Raw genomic sequence first — 16,262 nt, 5'->3', positions numbered from 1 at the left:
CCCGCCGGTGTGTAGCCACGATTGTTCCACCACCACATCTTCTCACGGTAGGTTCCGTGATGAGTTCCTTCAAGCTCACCAAGCTGGATGGTATCGATGACCAAACAAACGTAGCCATTGCGAGCGAACCATGCACCGTGGTGTTGGTAGTAAACCTTGTTTCCGTAGCTAATGCCGTCTTCCACGACGCGTCCGTGACCACACACGTACAGAACCGCTGGCAGGGGCTCAGCCACTTTCGCCGGCCGATACAAATTCGCGGTCACATACAATCCCGGCATCGACTGGAAGTGCAGCTTTTCGACCACCACGTCGTCCTTGCGAACTTCGCCTGTCACGGTCGTGTGCAATTCGCCCCGTTCTGGCATCGGGTTCAATCCCAACATGTCCAGCAGTTGCTGCCGGTACATCGCTCGCTTGCTCGTCCAGTCCTCCAAATCCTCGATGTCCGCGAGTGATCGTTCCGTCAACAAACGAGTTTGCTGCTCGAAGTATACAGACACCAATTGATCGCCATCGGTCGTTTCCGCCGGAGCGTCATTGGCCCGAGAGCACGTGGAGAGAACCAAGAGCACCACAAACAAAATCGGTGCAATGCCGGGCAGAGGAAGCGTGCGCATGAGTGAACCTCAATCGCGAAGACGGTGGGATGATGGGGCGGGGAAGCGTCCAGTCAATTTCGAAATCAACCGGACGCTCGGCTCCATTGTAGGCAGTTCACGCCTGCCTGTGCTTCACCGGAGCGATCCATCAACGCTTCTTTGATAAGACAACTCGATCGCAACCGATCACGCACGGCGATTGTATTGATCGACTTGTTCGTTCAGCGTCCACAAGTCGTACAGCCAACCCACGCCAAAAAGCCCACCGGTCAGGAGATAGATAACGCCGGTGATCCACTTTTCGAGATAGAAGCGGTGGATCCCAAAGAGCCCCAAAAATGTCAACAGAATCCAGGCCATGGTGTAGTCGACTGGGCCGGACGTGAACCGTCTCTGGGCACCTCGATCCATTGCCGGAATCAGGAACAAATCAATCAGCCATCCAATTCCTGCTAGCCCAAGGGTGAAGAACCAGATCGTTCCGGTGATTTGCTTCCCGTAGTAGAAACGGTGTGCTCCGAAGAAACCAAAGATCCAGACGATGTACCCGATCACGATGGAATGCGTTTCGGGCGACGGCACGTATCCTTGCGCGGGTGGCGCAGAGGGCTGGGGATGGTTTTGAGTCGTTGACATGGTACTTCGCTGCAATCGGATGTTCGCATCGCGAAAAATTTGCGATGACTGAGGCACTTACCCCATCGGGCACGATTTACGAGTGCATGTGGCGCGCCATTTTGCGAGACGCACCAAGACCACTGTTTCTTCCGCGATTCAGCGGATGCTCAAGCGTTCTAGGATTCCAACGAGCGACCTTGCCCGGACCGCTCCGCTTTGGCTTCAGCCCGACTGCGTTGTTGCATGTAGAGCTTGATCGGGACTTCGCCGAACGGCAGGTGATCTCGCATCCAACCAATCAGGTATCGCTGGTAGTCGTGGGTCAGAGCTTTGGGATCGCTGCACATCACCACAACCGTTGGTGGCTCGGTCGATACCTGCGTCGCGTAAAAGATCTTTGGCCGACGGCCTTGGTACATCGCAGGTGGATGCTGCTCGATCGCGGCTCGTAGGATGCGGTTCAGTTCGCCCGTCGACACTCGGCTTTGGGCTTGTTTGTAAAGCATCGCCGCGTGGTTCATCACCGCTTTGACGTTGCGTCCGGTTTGCCCGGTGATGAACGCGATCGGTGCGTAGGACAACGTGGTGAATTGGTGACGCAGGTATTTCACCCAGCGTTCGGTTGGAACCTCTTTGTCGACCTTGTCCCATTTGTTGACCACAAAGATCACGGGCTTGTGATGCTCCATGATGTAGCCAACCAGTTGTTTGTCGACCTTGCTCGTCTTTTCCAAGGCGTCAAAGAACATCAGCACAACGTCGGCACGCCGGACGCTGCGTTGGGCTCGGTGCGTCCCGTAGAAATCCAAGTCCGTTCGAATCGATTTGCGTTTTCTCAGCCCCGGCGTATCGATCGCCAGGAAAGTCTGCCCGTCGATTTCGAATCGCACGTCCACGCTGTCTCGCGTAGTACCGGCCACTTCGCTGACGATCATCCGATCGGATTCCGCGAGAGTGTTGACGAACGTGCTCTTGCCGACGTTCCGACGCCCAACAATCGCGATTTTCATCGAAGACTCGGGGGCAACCAGATCCTCATCCTTCTCGGGCAGTCTATCCACGATGACTTGGATCAAGTCATCTCGGTGTCGGTTTTGCGTGGTGCTGACCGTGATCAGGTGACCTCGTCCGAGGCGTCGGAATTCGTCCGCGTGAATGTCCTGGTGCTCTTGGTCAGCCTTGTTGGCAACCAGGATCACGGGCCGTTCCACTCCCCGCAGGCGTTCGACGACTTCTTCATCAAGTGGCATCAAACCGGTCTGAACGTCGACGACCAACAAAATCACGTCGGCCGACGCGATGGCCATATCGATTTGCCGGCGCACGTCGCTGGTCAGGTCATCGGCGTCTTCGACTCCCATTCCGCCGGTGTCGACCAGCTCAAAAAACTGGTCGTCCGACTCGATCAGGGTGGTCATGCGATCGCGAGTCACACCTTCGAAGTTATCGACGATGGCGAGCCGACGGCGAGCGAGCCAGTTGAACAGGCTGCTCTTGCCGACATTGGGGCGGCCGACGATGGCGACTTGAGGGACAGGCATGACAAAAATCGAACAGAGGGTAAAAGGATCGACGAATCGGTGGTAACCTGCCAATGGTAAGCTGCGTCGAGCATTTCAAGAATCCCTTCCTTGCTCGAACTTCCCCGCAATGACCGTTTTTTTGACGCGAAAACGCCTCTCCAGTTGCCCATGACCTCCCCAGAAAACGACCTCGACCCCGGCGAAACTCACGAAGCCGCGGGAGAACTGCTGGCTCACTTGCAGCGGGTCGGCGTTCGGTTCATCCCCCAACCGAAGGCGGAATCGGTCGAATCATGGAATTCACGCTGGATCCAGGACGCCGCCCCAGCTGACTCTCAACCCGCCGTCGCGGCGACCAGTCCGCAATCACCTCCTCAAACATCCGCCGCTGGTTCTTCGATCGGACCAGAGGTCAAAACGCCACCGCGCGCTCCGGATAGCCGACTGCAACCGGTCGAATCATTTTCCGCCAGCGACGATCCGTACCCGGGAACCAGCTTGCCGATTGCGGAACGCGAAAATCAGTTGGCTAATTTGGCGTCGGTTGTCGCTGGATGCACCAAATGCACCTTGCTGGCCAAGTGCCGGACCCAGACCGTTTTTGGCGAAGGCAATCCCGCCGCGAGATTTGCGTTTTTCGGCGAAGCTCCGGGAGCCGACGAGGACCGATTGGGACGACCATTCATCGGGCGTGCCGGGCAATTGCTCGACAAAATGGTTCAAGCCTGCAAGCTTCAGCGGGAAGACATCTACCTGCTCAATACGGTCAAATGCCGACCGCCCGAAAACCGAAACCCCGATCCGACCGAATTGGCGAATTGCCGCGAATACTTTGAGCAACAGCTTCAGATCCTGCGTCCCGAATACATCGTGTGTCTCGGTGCGGTCAGTGCTCATTCATTGCTGAAGACCAAACTCTCCATCGGTCGTCTTCGGCAACGTTTTCACCAGTACCACGAAAGCAAAGTGTTGGTGATCTATCACCCGGCGTACTTGCTGAGAAATCCAGACGCGAAGAAGGCGGCTTGGGCCGATCTTCAGATGCTGATGCGAGACGCGGGGTTGGCCTGATTCCGCTGCTGAACTGAATCGGCATCATGGAATCGTTTTCGTTCCAATGCTATCGGGCTGTTCGTTTGGTCGTACACCGAATGACAACAATTAGCCGATGGGCGTTCGCCCCGGTTGGCGTCTGATTAACCGCCGCGAACGCGGTACGGCTGATTCAATCAACCGCCCGCTATCAACCAACGGCGACGGCGTCGTCTTCTGGTGTTGCATCCATCCAGCTGTCGTCTTCTTCATCTTCCTCTTCAGCTTCGCTGGGCATGTTGGCTCGTAGTTCCAACAACTCCTCGCGGATGGTGTTGAACTGCATCGCCATCGTCGACCAGTGATCGTCGTTTCGGAAAGTGATGTTTCGACCTTCTTTACCGTCGATCAAGTTCTGCATTTCGCGACGCATGCTGAAAATCGGCCCGGCAAATCGGTTGCTGACTTTCAAGACGTCGTAAATCATCAAAGGCCCCAAAACCAACAGTCCGGGCACCCAGTACATCGCTTCATCTGTCAACGACAAGAACAAATCCGCGGTGTTCACACCGGGATGGATCATCGACTGAGTGAAGAATTGAATGACAACAAAATAGGTAACGCACGCGGTTCCGTAGAGAACAGCACGCAGAATCAACGCTACTTGGACGTCTTGGTCGATCAACAACTGTTGACGCAACGGACGTGTGGGTCGCTTGGCTTTCACGGGGCAATCCAATTCAATTGGCGATGGCGTCGGACGAGTTATTCAAACTGTTGCTCGTCTCGGTGACCAAAATGCTGATGCCAACTGACGCGGTCACAATGATCAGTGACAGCATCACGGCGTATTCAACAGCGGTCGGGCCATCTTCTTCGAGCAAAAATCGCTGGATCGATCGCAAGAAGGGTCGTTGGGACATGGAAGTGACTTCATACGGTTACAGATCATGACGGCAGGATCACGCTCCTACTCTGTCGAAAATCTAGCCCGGCATTGCCATGTGAGCCGGGCATATCGAATGGGTTTGCCCCCGAAGTGGAAATTGATGCCAGTCGTTCCGTTTGTGACGCTTGCGCCGTTTTATCTAGAGCAGAGAGCGAAAACTGAGCCCCTCAGGCGAGGAATCCATGGGTTTGGACAGTTCGCCAATCAAAAGCTGCCGCGAGAATCACCTCCCTAACCAAATTACGGCTGTGACGTGGACAAACGGCGTTTCGTGGCGAAGTATCCTGTGAAGCTTCAGTTTGATCCCAGTTTGGTACCTCGCCGCCCTAGGTCTTTGAAAGATGCGATTTCGATCGATCCTGCTTTCACGTGTTTTGGCTCCTGCGTTCAGTCTTCGTTTCTCCACTGCAATGGTTTGTTTGGCCGTCGCAATGGCGGGATTGCTGACCGCGGTCGCACCGAGCACCGCGTCCGCACAACCGTTGCCCAACCCAAAACACAGCGACCCAACGGACAAATTTCATCCTCTGGAACCATGGCTGCCGACGCCGAACGTTTACCGCACCGCTTCAGGTGCTCCAGGAGCTCAGTACTGGCAACAACGGGCCGACTACAAAATTGACATCTCACTGAACGATGAGAACCAATCGCTCAGCGGCACCTGCGAGATCACCTATCACAACCAATCTCCTGACACGCTGGACTACCTTTGGGTCCAACTCGATCAAAACCGATTCAAGAACGATTCGGTTGCCATCACCAGCAAGTCAGCTCCCGGTATCGGCTCGCAAGCAACCTTTAAATTCGTCGAAACCATGTTGGCTCAACAAGCCTTCGATGGCGGCTACAAAATCAGCTCGGTAACCGATGGAAAAGGTGGCGAGATCGATCACCTGATCGTCGACACGATGATGCGAGTGGACTTGGCCAAACCATTGCCGCCCGGCAAGTCGACCCAATTGGCGATCGAGTACAGCTACAACATCGTCGACGCGAAGGTGATTCGAGCTCGCGGCGGTTACGAGTTCTTCGAAGACGACAAGAACTACATCTACGAAATCGCTCAGTGGTTCCCACGGATGGCTGCCTACACCGACTACACCGGTTGGCAACACCATCAGTTCCTCGGTTCAGGCGAATTCACACTGGAACTGGGTGACTACGACGTGAGCATCGAAGTCCCCGCGGACATGGTGGTTGCTTCGACAGGAACGCTTAAAAACACCGACGACGTTCTCAAACCGGAATGGAAGACGCGTTTGGCGAAAATGAAGAAGGGCGAAGATCTCGAATTCATCGTCACGCCAGAAGAAGCCAAAGAGAACGAGAAATCCAAATCCAAAGAACGTGCGACATGGAACTTCACGGCAAAGAATGTTCGCGATTTCGCGTTCGCTGCCAGTCGCAAATTCATCTGGGATGCGATGCCCGTCACAGTTGGCGACAAGACCGTCTTGGCGATGTCTTACTACCCCAACGAAGCCGAACCGTTGTGGAGCCAATACAGCAGCGAGTCCATCGCTCACACGCTGGAAGTCTACGGCCGGTACTCTTTCGAATACCCGTACGAAGTTGCCATCAGCGTCAACGGTCCGGTCTACGGGATGGAATACCCAATGATCTGCTTCAATGGCCCGCGTCCTGAAGACGATGGAACGTACAGCAAAGCGACCAAGTACGGTCTGATCAGCGTCATCATTCACGAAGTCGGCCACAACTTCTTCCCAATGATCGTCAACAGTGACGAACGACAATGGACGTGGATGGACGAGGGTCTCAACACGTTCCTGCAGTACCTGACCGAACAAGAATGGGAAGACAACTATCCATCGCGTCGCGGTCCACCGGAAAAGATCGTTCCCTACATGCGGGGCAGCAATCAACGTCCGATCATGACCAGCAGCGATGAAATCCTGCAGTTCGGAGCCAACGCATACGGAAAACCCGCGACGGCTCTGAACATCCTTCGTGAAACAGTCTTGGGACGAGAACGATTCGACTATGCGTTCTCGCAGTATGCGAATCGTTGGAAATTCAAACGCCCAACGCCGAGCGATTTCTTCCGCACCATGGAGGACGCCTCGGGCACCGATCTGGATTGGTTCTGGCGAGGTTGGTTCTACAGCACCGATCACGTTGACGTCTCGATCGAAGGAATCGAACTGTACTTGATCGACAGCGGCGATCCAGACGAAGCCGCCGAGCGAAAACGCAAGCAGAAAGACGCTCGCGAAGATTCAATCTCTGACGAACGCAACCGCGCGTTGCCACTTCGCCGCCGCATCGAATGGCGACCCGGTCTGAAGGATTTCTACAACGCGCCGGACTACGACGAAGACAAGGTCGAAGAAAATGACCGCAAGAACTATCAAAAGTTCTTGGACAAACTCGATGACGAACAACGTGCCATGCTTCGCCGGACCACGCGGTTCTACGTGGTGCACTTGGCAAACAAAGGTGGATTGGTGATGCCGGTTCCTTTGCGAATTCACTACGCCGACAACACCTCCGAGGACATCCAATTGCCAGCCGAAATTTGGCGGGTGAACAGCAAGGAGGTGAAGCGGTTGTTCCTGAGCGAAAAAGAAATCGTTCGCTTAGAAATCGATCCAAAGCGAGAAATCGCGGACACCGATGGCGGCAACAACCATTGGCCACCGAAGTTGGAACCAAGCCGCTTCAAGCTTTATCAATCAGGCAAATCCAGCAATCCAATGCGAAAAGCAGCCGAAAAAGAAAAGGCCGCCCAAAAGAAGAAAGAAGAGGAAGAAAAAAAGAAAGCCGCTTCCAAGGACAAAGCCTCTGACGAAGCTTCCAAAAAGTCTGGCGAAGACAAGAAGCCAAAGGACGAAGGCGAAAAAGCGAAGCCGGCTGATACCAAGAAGAAGGATGAAGCCGACAAGCCTGAGCCGAAGAAAGCAGCCGACGAAGGCAAGAAAGAAAGCGACGACGACAGCAAATCATCCGAGGCCACCGACGAATGATTGCGTTTGTCACTTCTTGCTGGCTGGTTCTCAGTGGGCTGCTACTGCATCCCACTCAGGAAACACTCTGTGAACTGCAGTGGAATCCTGAGTCCGAACGAATCGAAATCGCGTTTCGCTTGTCGCTCGCCGATGAAGAGCGTTTGATGAAGGAAGCCAATGCAACGCTTTCGAAATCAGGCAAACGTGAGTCCGAGCCAGCAACCGGCGAGAAGTCGAGCGTTGATCTGAAGCCGCAAGAACTAGCGTTTGGGAGACACATGACGTTTGCAAATGACGACGCGTGCATTCCTGCTGCGAAGCTTGAAAACGCCGCGAAATACCATTGGGTTGGACGCCGAGAAGAAGGCATCCACGTCTGGTGGTTCGCGGAGTACGAGGTTTCAAAACCGAAGGATGGTGAGGTCAAACCGCCCAGCCATGTGCGTTGCGACTTGTTCGTCGACACCGCTCGAAAAACGGTGCATCCTGGTGGCCATGGTCCTCACGACGCCTTTCAAAACACGTTTGTGATCTTGGGCCATCCGGTTCCAGTTTCCGCGGTCATCACGCCGCGGGAACCGGTCGCTGAATTGAAGTGGCCTGACTGACCATTCGGGCCGACGCGAATCCGCCGGCCCAACATGAAAATCGCGAGGTGGCCTCAGGCCGCCATGCGAGCATTCTGAGTCGACACACTGGAAGTCTTTCGAGCGTTGGCGACTTCCTGTGCCAACACTTCTTCCGCGAGCGATTGATAGTCAATCGCTCCATTGCTCTCGCCGGAATAATCGAAGATCGATTGTCCGAAGCTGGGAGCTTCTGCCAAACGAATGTTGCGGCGAATCCGAGTGTCAAAGAACTTGGCACCGGAAAAGAATTCGCGGCCGTCTTTGGATGCGGCAAAGAACTCATCAATGTCGGTGCTGACTTCCGCGGCCAAACGTGTGTTCGCATCGTACATGCACAACACGACTCCGCTGAGGCGAAGCTTGTTGTTCATGCGGCGCGAAACGACTTCGATCGTTCGCAGCAATTTGGACAAACCGTGCAGCGCCAAGAAGTGTGGTTGCAATGGCAAGAACACTTCTTCGACCGCGACCAGCGCGTTGAGCGTGAGCACACCCAAGCTTGGCGGGCAATCCAAAACCAAGTAATCGAATTCTTCTTCATCGTCGGCGAGCTTGTCGCTGAGAATCATTTCACGGCCGACTTCGCCGGCCAATTCCATTTCAGCGGCAGCCAAGTCCAAGTTTGACGGGACAACGAAGAGGTTTTCACCGACTTGTTGACGAGCTTCCGTCAGCGAAATATCGCTGCACAGAACTTCGTACATCGAAGGAACGCTTCCGTCGATGGCGGTGATCCCAAGGTGCAACGACGCGTGGGCTTGGGGATCCAAATCCATCACACAGACGCGACGACCGGATCGAGCGAGAGCGGCGGCCAAATTGACGCTGCTGGTCGTTTTGCCCACACCACCTTTTTGGTTGATGACAGCGATTGATCGCATGATGGCAATGCTCCTGAGTTACAAATGGTTAGTGTCGTGCGTGTGGATGGATCCGATCCAAATCTGACAACCAATCAAGCGGTGCGAAGATCGCTACGCAGTTCTTGGTATGCCAGAAGGACTTCATACAAATCTGAGTCGATTCGCACCACATCATCTGCGAAATCCATCAGCCAAGTTCGGTTGCTTTGGGCGGCATCAATCAGCAATCGAGCCACTTGCGAAAGCGGAAGAGAAACGGTTTTGGACGTTCCTAATCCAGCCATTCGGTCCAGTTCCATTTCGCGGCGAGCTTGTTTCAGGTCGGTGGAATCCGTTTTCGATTGGTGACGAGCGGTAAGGGATGTCACTGAGAGTCATTCCATTGACGAGAGTTTCGGTTGGCATGGCCGCGAAGATTGGCAACCCGATGGTCAGGATGTAACAAGCCGAGCGGGTTCGACGCCAGGGCGTCGCGTGAAAGAACTATCGACTGTGCCGATTAGGTAACTTGAGAAAATTTTGCGGGCAAAACGATGAGCTTGAACCCGATCTCAAAAACTCTTGGAAATACCTTCGATTTCAGTCACGAAATTGCTCTGCCGACCGCTCGAACAGTCCAACTAGATCGCTTCGCCAATTCATTTTCCTAGTTGAATGAAGCAGTCGTTAGCGATCATGATGGTGGCTCCCCCCTGAATCCCCCATCGATGGACTTCTGCGATGCCCGCCCAGCCCCCGCCGCCTTCAAAAACGCAGCCATCCGAAACGTCACCGCAGAAAACACTGAGCGCCGCGGACGGATCCAGTCCCATCGCTGGTAGCCAACCGAACCAGCCCCTTCGTCAATCAATCATGGGTTGGTGTTTCAAACCAATGCCCGTGATGACATTGGCCGCCGAAGCCAAAAAGATCGGCTACGTCGCATTGGAAGGCGTTGGAGCCGAACACTACCCGGCAATCAAAGAAATGGGACTGGAAATCTCCCTGGTCGGCAGTCACGGTTTTCAAAAAGGCCCACTCGATCGAGCTAACCACAAAGCCGTCGAAGAGTCGCTTCGCAAAGGAATCGATCTGGCGGTGAAATTCGGTGCGCCGTCGGTCATCACGTTCACTGGCATGCAAGCGCCCGGCATCACCGAAGAAACCGCATTTCAAAATTGCGTGGATTGCTGGAAGCGGGTGACTCCCTACGCTGAGCAACACAACGTCCAAATTGTGCTGGAACATCTCAACAGCGTGGACGATTCCCATCCGATGAAAGGACACCCCGGATACTGGGGCGATGACATCCACCGGTGCGTCGATTTGATCCGAACGGTCGATTCACCGGCGATGAAATTGCTTTTTGATATTTACCACGTCCAAATCATGCACGGAGACGTGATACGCCATCTACGCCGCTATCACGAATTTGTGGGGCATTATCACACCGCCGGCAATCCGGGCCGCGGAGAGCTGGATTTTAACCAAGAAATCAACTATCCACCTATCATCAGGGCGATTCGCGAGACCGGTTATACTGGCTACCTCGCCCAAGAATTCATCCCCACTCACCCGGACCCGATCGCCTCTCTCAGCCAAGCCTTCACGTTGTGTAACACCTGATTCTTGGACTCCCGCCGCCGAACGTTCCATGTGATCTTCGGCAAGCATTTTCGCACATGTCCGAAAACACTCCCCCCAACGACCGACCGATCGATGCTTCGATCGACGACGCGATTCCGGATTCGGATCGCGACGCGGCGGAGGGTGACGCATTGACCCGCCCGGGTTTGCCAACGGCGGAATCGGACGATTCAGACGACCACGGGGACGATCGAGCAAGCGATTCGATCTTTGACCAAATCCGTCATTGCCATCCGAATCCGATCGCAGCGACCGATCTTCTAGACGACCTGCATTTCGCGACGTTGGGTCTGCGGACATTTGAAAGCCGGTTGCACATCATCCGCACCGCGACCAAACGCAGCGCCGGTGCTCTCGCGTCGGTCCAGGTCAGCAAACCGTCAACGGTCAACGAGTGCCATCTAGCTCGAGTCATCACATCGGCCTACCGAGTGATGGATCCGCGTTATCGAATCGACCGACACCAACAAGTTCAACTTGGCCGCATCCTTCCGTTCGAAATGGAGAGCGTGTCGCACACATCGTTTTCACAAGAAACGATCTTTGCTTCGACCGACCAAGCATCGCCGATTCAAAACAACGTGTTGATTCCTGGTCTGCCTCCCGCGGCAGTCAACCGATTGGCTGACGTGGCGATTGAGGCCAGCGATGCACAAACCGTCGCGATCACGGCAGACGAAACATCGCACTGGGTTCAGCCATCCGTCGAGCGTTCGTTGCTGGAAGACTTGCCCCCGCGCAACGAAAACGAATTGGTCCTCGAAGAGATGCGTTCTCATCGTGGCAGATGGAAACGATGGATGTCGGAAGTCCGGACCTTGGTGGGGCTCTCGATTCTTTGCCTGTCCGCCACGTTCTACTTGGCGTACTGGTTAGGGGCTCGGAAAGCCAATCAATCGACACTGGCCACGCAGTACTCAGAACACACCGGTGCCGTTCCAGTCGAACTTCCGACGACGCCGATGGACGAACCAACCGCTGACGAATCGAACAACGACGAAGCGTTGGACGAGATTCCCGATGACGCCGCATCACCGGAGCAAATGATCGCGGTTGCTCCCGCAGTTGAAAGCACTGAGACTCAACCACAACCAGACGCCGAAACGGAGCTGGACGAAACCACTCTCGATGACGCGGTTGAATCGATGACGCCCAGCGGTCCCGCGGTTGCTGAACTTGCATCCGAGATGGCTGATGACTCGGATGATGCAGCAGAGCCGGTTGAGGACACACCGGATGTTGCCGAGATGGCAATGGCGGAAACGTCCGACGCCAACAACAAAGATGACATTCCGGACGACGACCGTACTCCCGCGACACCGACGCCCGAACCTGAGAAGGCACGATTCACGGAAATCGAGATCAGCGAAGCGACCCAGGAATTGTGGGACGAGACCGAACGGGCGACACGCCGGTTTCGATTGACCGAGGCGGCTGGCTTGATTGACCAGTGGGAATTGATTGCTGAACTCGCGGGCAACGGCTCTCTCGAACACCTCGCGGCGATGCACTTGAGTCTGCGTGCCAGCTGGCTGGTCGAGCCCTTCGAAACAACGCACCTGCGTGCTCAAGATTTGGTCGCCCACACCGCGATCGCAACGACACCGTCGACCGAAACGGTCCCCAAGACACCCCAGGAACCTTGGTCCGATTCGGTTGTGCGTCGGCTCGTCGAAAGTTGGCGGGATTGTCGACAAACCATATCCACCACCGATCACCTCAATCATTTGCTACTTCAAGCGAACACGTTGCTGGATCAATTGATCCTGAACAACGAAAACCAGTGGTGCGCTTCGTTTGGTTTCGACGTTGAGAAGCTGGTGCCATTCGCAACCGACGAGCAATTGCAAAACGAACTGAGCGATTTGCTGGCGTCGATCAAAACGATGCCAACCGAATTGGAACTGGAACGCATGAGACAATCCGAAACGTCAGCCGGCGTTTTGGGACGAACACTTTGCTTGCAGTTACGACGCTGGGAAGACGGTGTCCCATTGATGTGCAAAGCATCGGATTCTCGATTGGCATCGCTGGCGAAAGCCGAGATGCAGTGGCGGGAAGATTCGGATGACCTATCTGACAACGAGACCGCGGAAGCTCGAGGAAAACTCGGTGTGAGATGGTCGAAAATCGCGAGCCGCTACGATGGTCGCGACGCCGCTTCGATTCGTTTGCACGCCTTGGAATTGCTAGACGGTTTGGAATCGTTTGCGAACGATCGATCGGAAATCAGCGAGTTACTGCCGAGTTATGTGACGGCCAGCCTATCGGAAGCCGCTGCCGCTCAAAGCCTGTCCGCGCCGGTTCGACTGTCTCGATTGCGATAGCCGCTCAGCCGCCCTGAAATCCTTCGACGGAGACCGCCATGACCGACGGCATCGAATCACTCTTGCCGCCCGCCGTCGCGATCATCCTGGCCCTGATCACCCGCCGCGTCCTGCTTCCTCTCGCGATTGGAATCTTCGTTGGCACTTGGCTGTTAGCCTCCAAAGAAGACGGTGGCGCAGCTTACACACTCGCCCAATCATCGAAACATTTCTTTCTCACGATCTATCAATCCGTTCGCGATTGGGACCATCTCCATGTCCTCGCCTTCACGTTACTTCTGGGCGGAATGGTGGGTGTTTTGGAATCAGCGGGAAGCATGGCACGGATGATCTCAGGGTGGACCCGCCGTGTGTCAACTCGCCGAGGCGGTCAAACATTGATCGGCTTCACTGGGTTGTTGATCTTCTTCGACGACTACGCCAACACGCTGCTGGTTGGTGGCACCATGCGGACCACGGCGGAACGCTACGGCATATCGAGAGCCAAACTTGCTTATTTAGTTGACTCAACCGCCGCTCCGGTTGCTGGCCTCACCCTCGTGAGCACCTGGGTCGCGACGGAACTGAGCTACTTGCAGACTGGACTGACCGACGCGGGCATCGACGCGACGAACATGACTTTCTCGGTTTTCTTGCACAGCCTTCCCTATCGCTTCTATCCGCTGTTGGCGTTGTGGTTTGTCTTTGTCATCGCCCGATCAGGGAAAGATTTTGGTCCGATGTGGGAGGAAGAAAACGCCGCCTCGCGCAAGCCAATTCATCCTTCCCGCTGGACATCCTCGACCTCCTGGCGAGACACGGTCGCAGCGGTCATGCCAATCGTGATCTGCTTGATCGTGATCAGCGGAGTGCTCATCTGGACCGGTTTACAAACTCCTGTCGAAGGCGACATGTCGACATGGCAAACCTTCGGCCACGTCATCGGAAACGGCAACTCCTACTTGGCTCTTGTTGCCGGAGGTGCCGCGGGCCTGGTTGTCGCCGGGGCATTGGCAATGCTACTAAGCAAAGTGTCTTGGGAACTGGTCGCGATGGGAACAATGGAAGGCATGTTCCAAATGCTGCCGGCGATGGCGGTGCTTTGGTTGGCATGGGGGCTCTCCTCGCTCACGGGTGCGGACCAACTCAACACCGGCGGCTACCTTGCATCCATCCTGGACACACGCCTTCCGGTGGAATGGCTTCCCACGTGCGTGTTCCTGCTTGCGGCGTTCATTGCCTTTTCCACCGGAACCAGCTGGGGCACGATGGCGATCCTGACTCCGCTGTCCGTCGCGTTGTCAATCAATCTGCAACAAGCCGCGTTGGCAGCATCGGACACGGCGGTGCTGGTCGGTTTGCAATCGACCGCAACGGCTTCGCTCGCGATGTCTCCAATTTGTCTTGCCACGTTCAGCAGCGTGCTCGCCGGAGCCATCTTCGGCGACCACTGTTCGCCGCTATCCGACACAACGGTGTTGTCCAGCCGTGCCTGTGACTGCGATCACGTGCTGCACGTGCGAACGCAAATGCCTTACGCGTTGGTGGTTGGCGTCACGTGTATTCTTTTTGGGACACTGCCGGCATCCTGGGGCATTTCGCCTTGGATCAGTCTGCTGATCTCCACCGCGGTGCTCTGGTTGATCGTTCGCGTGCTCGGCAAACCTCCCCAAACCGCAGCACCCTAGCCGAGTTTGCTGGTTCTGCCAGATATCCCGATCCTAATTCAGCACGACGCCTCCCTCTTCGGCGTTCGGTTGAGCCTGCTCTTTGGATTGCCGATGAAAGATAAGTGAAGTGCTCACTCATACAGTGCTTCCTCTCATTTGCATGGCAGGTTTCTCAACGAAGTGAATAGTTCGTCGACCATGAGTATCGCTGACGATCGCGGATTGACGAAAGCGGCAATCTTGCTGATGAGCCTTCCCACGAAGGTCGCGGCAAAGGTCCTCGGTCAACTTCCGCCGCGATTGATCGAAACGATCAGCATCAAAATCGCGCAGATCGACTCGGTTGGTGGCGACGAACAAGAAGTCGTGATCGCTGAGTTCCTGACCAGCAAAGCGAGCTCGATCTACGCCAGCCCAGGTGGCCTGGAACGAGCCAAGGAACTGATCAAAGAAGCGTTGGGGCGGGATGCCGGAGAACTGATCGGCAACCTGCAACAAACCATCGATGCGATGCCGTTCGGCTTTGTGAAAAAGGTCGACACGCAAACACTGCTTCAATTCATCGGCGAAGAACACCCACAAACCATTGCATTGTTGCTGTCTCACGTCCCGTCATCCTATGCGGCGGAAGTGCTCGCGGGGCTGGATCCCGTGAAACAGCTGGAAGTCATCCGGCGCATCGCATCGATTGGCCGCACCAGCCCGGCAGCGGTTTCCGAACTGGAACGTGGATTGGAACTTCGCCTCAGCAACATGGTCAACCAACAACACAGCAACACGGGTGGTGTCGAAAGCGTCGCTGAGATCCTCAACGTGGTCGAACGTGCGATCGAACGGACCATCATGGAATCTCTGGGTCGCGAAGATCCAGAGTTGTCCGAAGACATTCGACGACTGATGTTCGTCTTCGAAGACATTTCCAAACTGGGCGACCGCGACATCCAAGCATTGCTGAAGAATGTCGAAACGGCTCAGTGGGCGATGGCACTGAAGGGTGCCAGCGAAGCTTTGCAGCAAAAAGTTCTGCGAAACATGAGTTCGCGGGCCGCCGAAAACCTGCAGGAAGAAATGGGCTATCTGGGCAGCGTTCGAATCAGCGAGGTCGAAGCCGTCCAACAGAAGATCGTCGATATTGTCCGGCATCTCGAAGACACCGGCGAAATCTCACGTCCAACCGGCGAAGCCGAAGAAGAGTACGTCACCTAATCACTCTCGCTCAGCCCTGCCTGAAAGCTCGCTCAAAACCGAGCTTTCCTTCGCGGCCAACCCATTTTGCCTTGATACAAAACGGTTGCTTTCCCTTGGGATACTGCGCCCCGTCAGAAAAAACGGGTTCACCTCACCAAAACGGCTGAAGCATCTGACCGGTGCGGTCCGATACTCCTTGTACCATGGATTGGGAGGGTGGAACGATCGGTGCCATATCGTTCCAGCAATGATAGGGCCATGGTGAGGCAGGGAGGGCTTCACCATGGCCC

General features: G+C 55.3%; 13 protein-coding genes and 1 pseudogene. 7 read left to right on the top strand and 7 right to left on the bottom strand.

What is annotated here, in order from left to right; genetic code table 11:
• From B2R17_RS10770 to der, 3 genes and pseudogenes are all read right to left on the bottom strand, one after another.
• A pseudogene (locus B2R17_RS10770) lies at window positions 1–620 on the bottom strand (acetylxylan esterase); the annotation flags it as partial.
• Window positions 621–788: 168 nt separating this feature from the next.
• Window positions 789–1,295 carry a TM2 domain-containing protein gene (locus B2R17_RS10765; protein ID WP_339887804.1) on the bottom strand — a complete coding sequence of 169 codons (507 nt, stop codon included), beginning with the start codon at window positions 1,293–1,295 and terminating at the stop codon, window positions 789–791.
• A 101-nt stretch (window positions 1,296–1,396) separates the two neighbouring features.
• Window positions 1,397–2,761, bottom strand: coding sequence for a ribosome biogenesis GTPase Der (gene der / locus B2R17_RS10760; RefSeq protein ID WP_008665196.1), 1,365 nt, complete (start codon window positions 2,759–2,761; stop codon window positions 1,397–1,399).
• Between the two features lie 90 nt (window positions 2,762–2,851).
• Between der and B2R17_RS10755 the strand changes: the two genes are divergently transcribed.
• The gene (locus tag B2R17_RS10755) at window positions 2,852–3,814 is read left to right on the top strand and encodes a uracil-DNA glycosylase (protein ID WP_286763978.1); all 963 of its coding nucleotides are present in this window, start codon (window positions 2,852–2,854) and stop codon (window positions 3,812–3,814) included.
• A 172-nt stretch (window positions 3,815–3,986) separates the two neighbouring features.
• Here the strand turns inward: B2R17_RS10755 and B2R17_RS10750 are convergent, their stop codons facing one another.
• Together B2R17_RS10750 and B2R17_RS10745 are read right to left on the bottom strand one after the other, a co-directional pair.
• Window positions 3,987–4,502, bottom strand: a complete 516-nt coding sequence (locus tag B2R17_RS10750; RefSeq protein WP_008665200.1) for a hypothetical protein — start codon at window positions 4,500–4,502, stop codon at window positions 3,987–3,989.
• A 13-nt stretch (window positions 4,503–4,515) separates the two neighbouring features.
• Window positions 4,516–4,698, bottom strand: a complete 183-nt coding sequence (locus B2R17_RS10745; protein WP_037250441.1) for a Flp family type IVb pilin — start codon at window positions 4,696–4,698, stop codon at window positions 4,516–4,518.
• Between the two features lie 367 nt (window positions 4,699–5,065).
• On the opposite strand from B2R17_RS10745, the gene B2R17_RS10740 reads away from it, so the two are divergent.
• Together B2R17_RS10740 and B2R17_RS10735 are read left to right on the top strand one after the other, a co-directional pair.
• Window positions 5,066–7,708 carry a M1 family metallopeptidase gene (locus tag B2R17_RS10740; RefSeq protein WP_286763977.1) on the top strand — a complete coding sequence of 881 codons (2,643 nt, stop codon included), beginning with the start codon at window positions 5,066–5,068 and terminating at the stop codon, window positions 7,706–7,708.
• The gene (locus tag B2R17_RS10735; protein ID WP_286763976.1) at window positions 7,705–8,298 is read left to right on the top strand and encodes a DUF6702 family protein; all 594 of its coding nucleotides are present in this window, start codon (window positions 7,705–7,707) and stop codon (window positions 8,296–8,298) included. Before B2R17_RS10740 ends, B2R17_RS10735 begins: the two co-directional genes overlap by 4 nt.
• Window positions 8,299–8,351: 53 nt before the next feature.
• On the opposite strand, the gene B2R17_RS10730 is transcribed toward B2R17_RS10735, so the two are convergent.
• Window positions 8,352–9,200, bottom strand: a complete 849-nt coding sequence (locus B2R17_RS10730) for a ParA family protein (RefSeq protein ID WP_286763975.1) — start codon at window positions 9,198–9,200, stop codon at window positions 8,352–8,354.
• Window positions 9,201–9,274: 74 nt separating this feature from the next.
• The gene (locus B2R17_RS10725) at window positions 9,275–9,550 is read right to left on the bottom strand and encodes a hypothetical protein (RefSeq protein WP_007330042.1); all 276 of its coding nucleotides are present in this window, start codon (window positions 9,548–9,550) and stop codon (window positions 9,275–9,277) included.
• Window positions 9,551–9,902: 352 nt separating this feature from the next.
• Between B2R17_RS10725 and B2R17_RS10720 the strand changes: the two genes are divergently transcribed.
• The 4 genes from B2R17_RS10720 to fliG all read left to right on the top strand — a co-directional run bounded on the left by B2R17_RS10720 (window position 9,903) and on the right by fliG (window position 15,990).
• The gene (locus B2R17_RS10720) at window positions 9,903–10,787 is read left to right on the top strand and encodes a TIM barrel protein (protein ID WP_286763974.1); all 885 of its coding nucleotides are present in this window, start codon (window positions 9,903–9,905) and stop codon (window positions 10,785–10,787) included.
• Window positions 10,788–10,843: 56 nt separating this feature from the next.
• Entirely contained in the window at window positions 10,844–13,135 is a 2,292-nt protein-coding gene (locus B2R17_RS10715; RefSeq protein WP_286763973.1) for a hypothetical protein, read from the top strand.
• Window positions 13,136–13,173: 38 nt separating this feature from the next.
• Complete coding sequence (locus B2R17_RS10710; RefSeq protein WP_286763972.1) at window positions 13,174–14,802, top strand: Na+/H+ antiporter NhaC family protein; 1,629 nt, start codon at window positions 13,174–13,176, stop codon at window positions 14,800–14,802.
• Between the two features lie 180 nt (window positions 14,803–14,982).
• Complete coding sequence (gene fliG / locus B2R17_RS10705; RefSeq protein WP_008665207.1) at window positions 14,983–15,990, top strand: flagellar motor switch protein FliG; 1,008 nt, start codon at window positions 14,983–14,985, stop codon at window positions 15,988–15,990.
• The last annotated feature ends 272 nt before the right edge of the window (window positions 15,991–16,262 follow it).

The organism is Rhodopirellula sp. UBA1907 (assembly GCF_002337565.1).
In the GTDB taxonomy this organism is placed as follows: Bacteria; Planctomycetota; Planctomycetia; order Pirellulales; family Pirellulaceae; genus Rhodopirellula; species Rhodopirellula europaea.
Note: the sequence above shows the minus strand (reverse complement) of the source record. Positions and strands in the feature narration are given on the sequence as shown.

Bases quoted from the DNA above. Each gene is read 5' to 3' on its own strand.
- der (WP_008665196.1), bottom strand. From the start codon at position 2,761: ATGCCTGTCCCTCAAGTCGCCATCGTCGGCCGCCCCAATGTCGGCAAG.
- B2R17_RS10745 (WP_037250441.1), bottom strand. From the start codon at position 4,698: ATGTCCCAACGACCCTTCTTGCGATCGATCCAGCGATTTTTGCTCGAA.
- B2R17_RS10740 (WP_286763977.1), top strand. From the start codon at position 5,066: ATGCGATTTCGATCGATCCTGCTTTCACGTGTTTTGGCTCCTGCGTTC.
- B2R17_RS10735 (WP_286763976.1), top strand. From the start codon at position 7,705: ATGATTGCGTTTGTCACTTCTTGCTGGCTGGTTCTCAGTGGGCTGCTA.
- B2R17_RS10730 (WP_286763975.1), bottom strand. From the start codon at position 9,200: ATGCGATCAATCGCTGTCATCAACCAAAAAGGTGGTGTGGGCAAAACG.
- B2R17_RS10720 (WP_286763974.1), top strand. From the start codon at position 9,903: ATGCCCGCCCAGCCCCCGCCGCCTTCAAAAACGCAGCCATCCGAAACG.
- B2R17_RS10715 (WP_286763973.1), top strand. From the start codon at position 10,844: ATGTCCGAAAACACTCCCCCCAACGACCGACCGATCGATGCTTCGATC.
- B2R17_RS10710 (WP_286763972.1), top strand. From the start codon at position 13,174: ATGACCGACGGCATCGAATCACTCTTGCCGCCCGCCGTCGCGATCATC.
- fliG (WP_008665207.1), top strand. From the start codon at position 14,983: ATGAGTATCGCTGACGATCGCGGATTGACGAAAGCGGCAATCTTGCTG.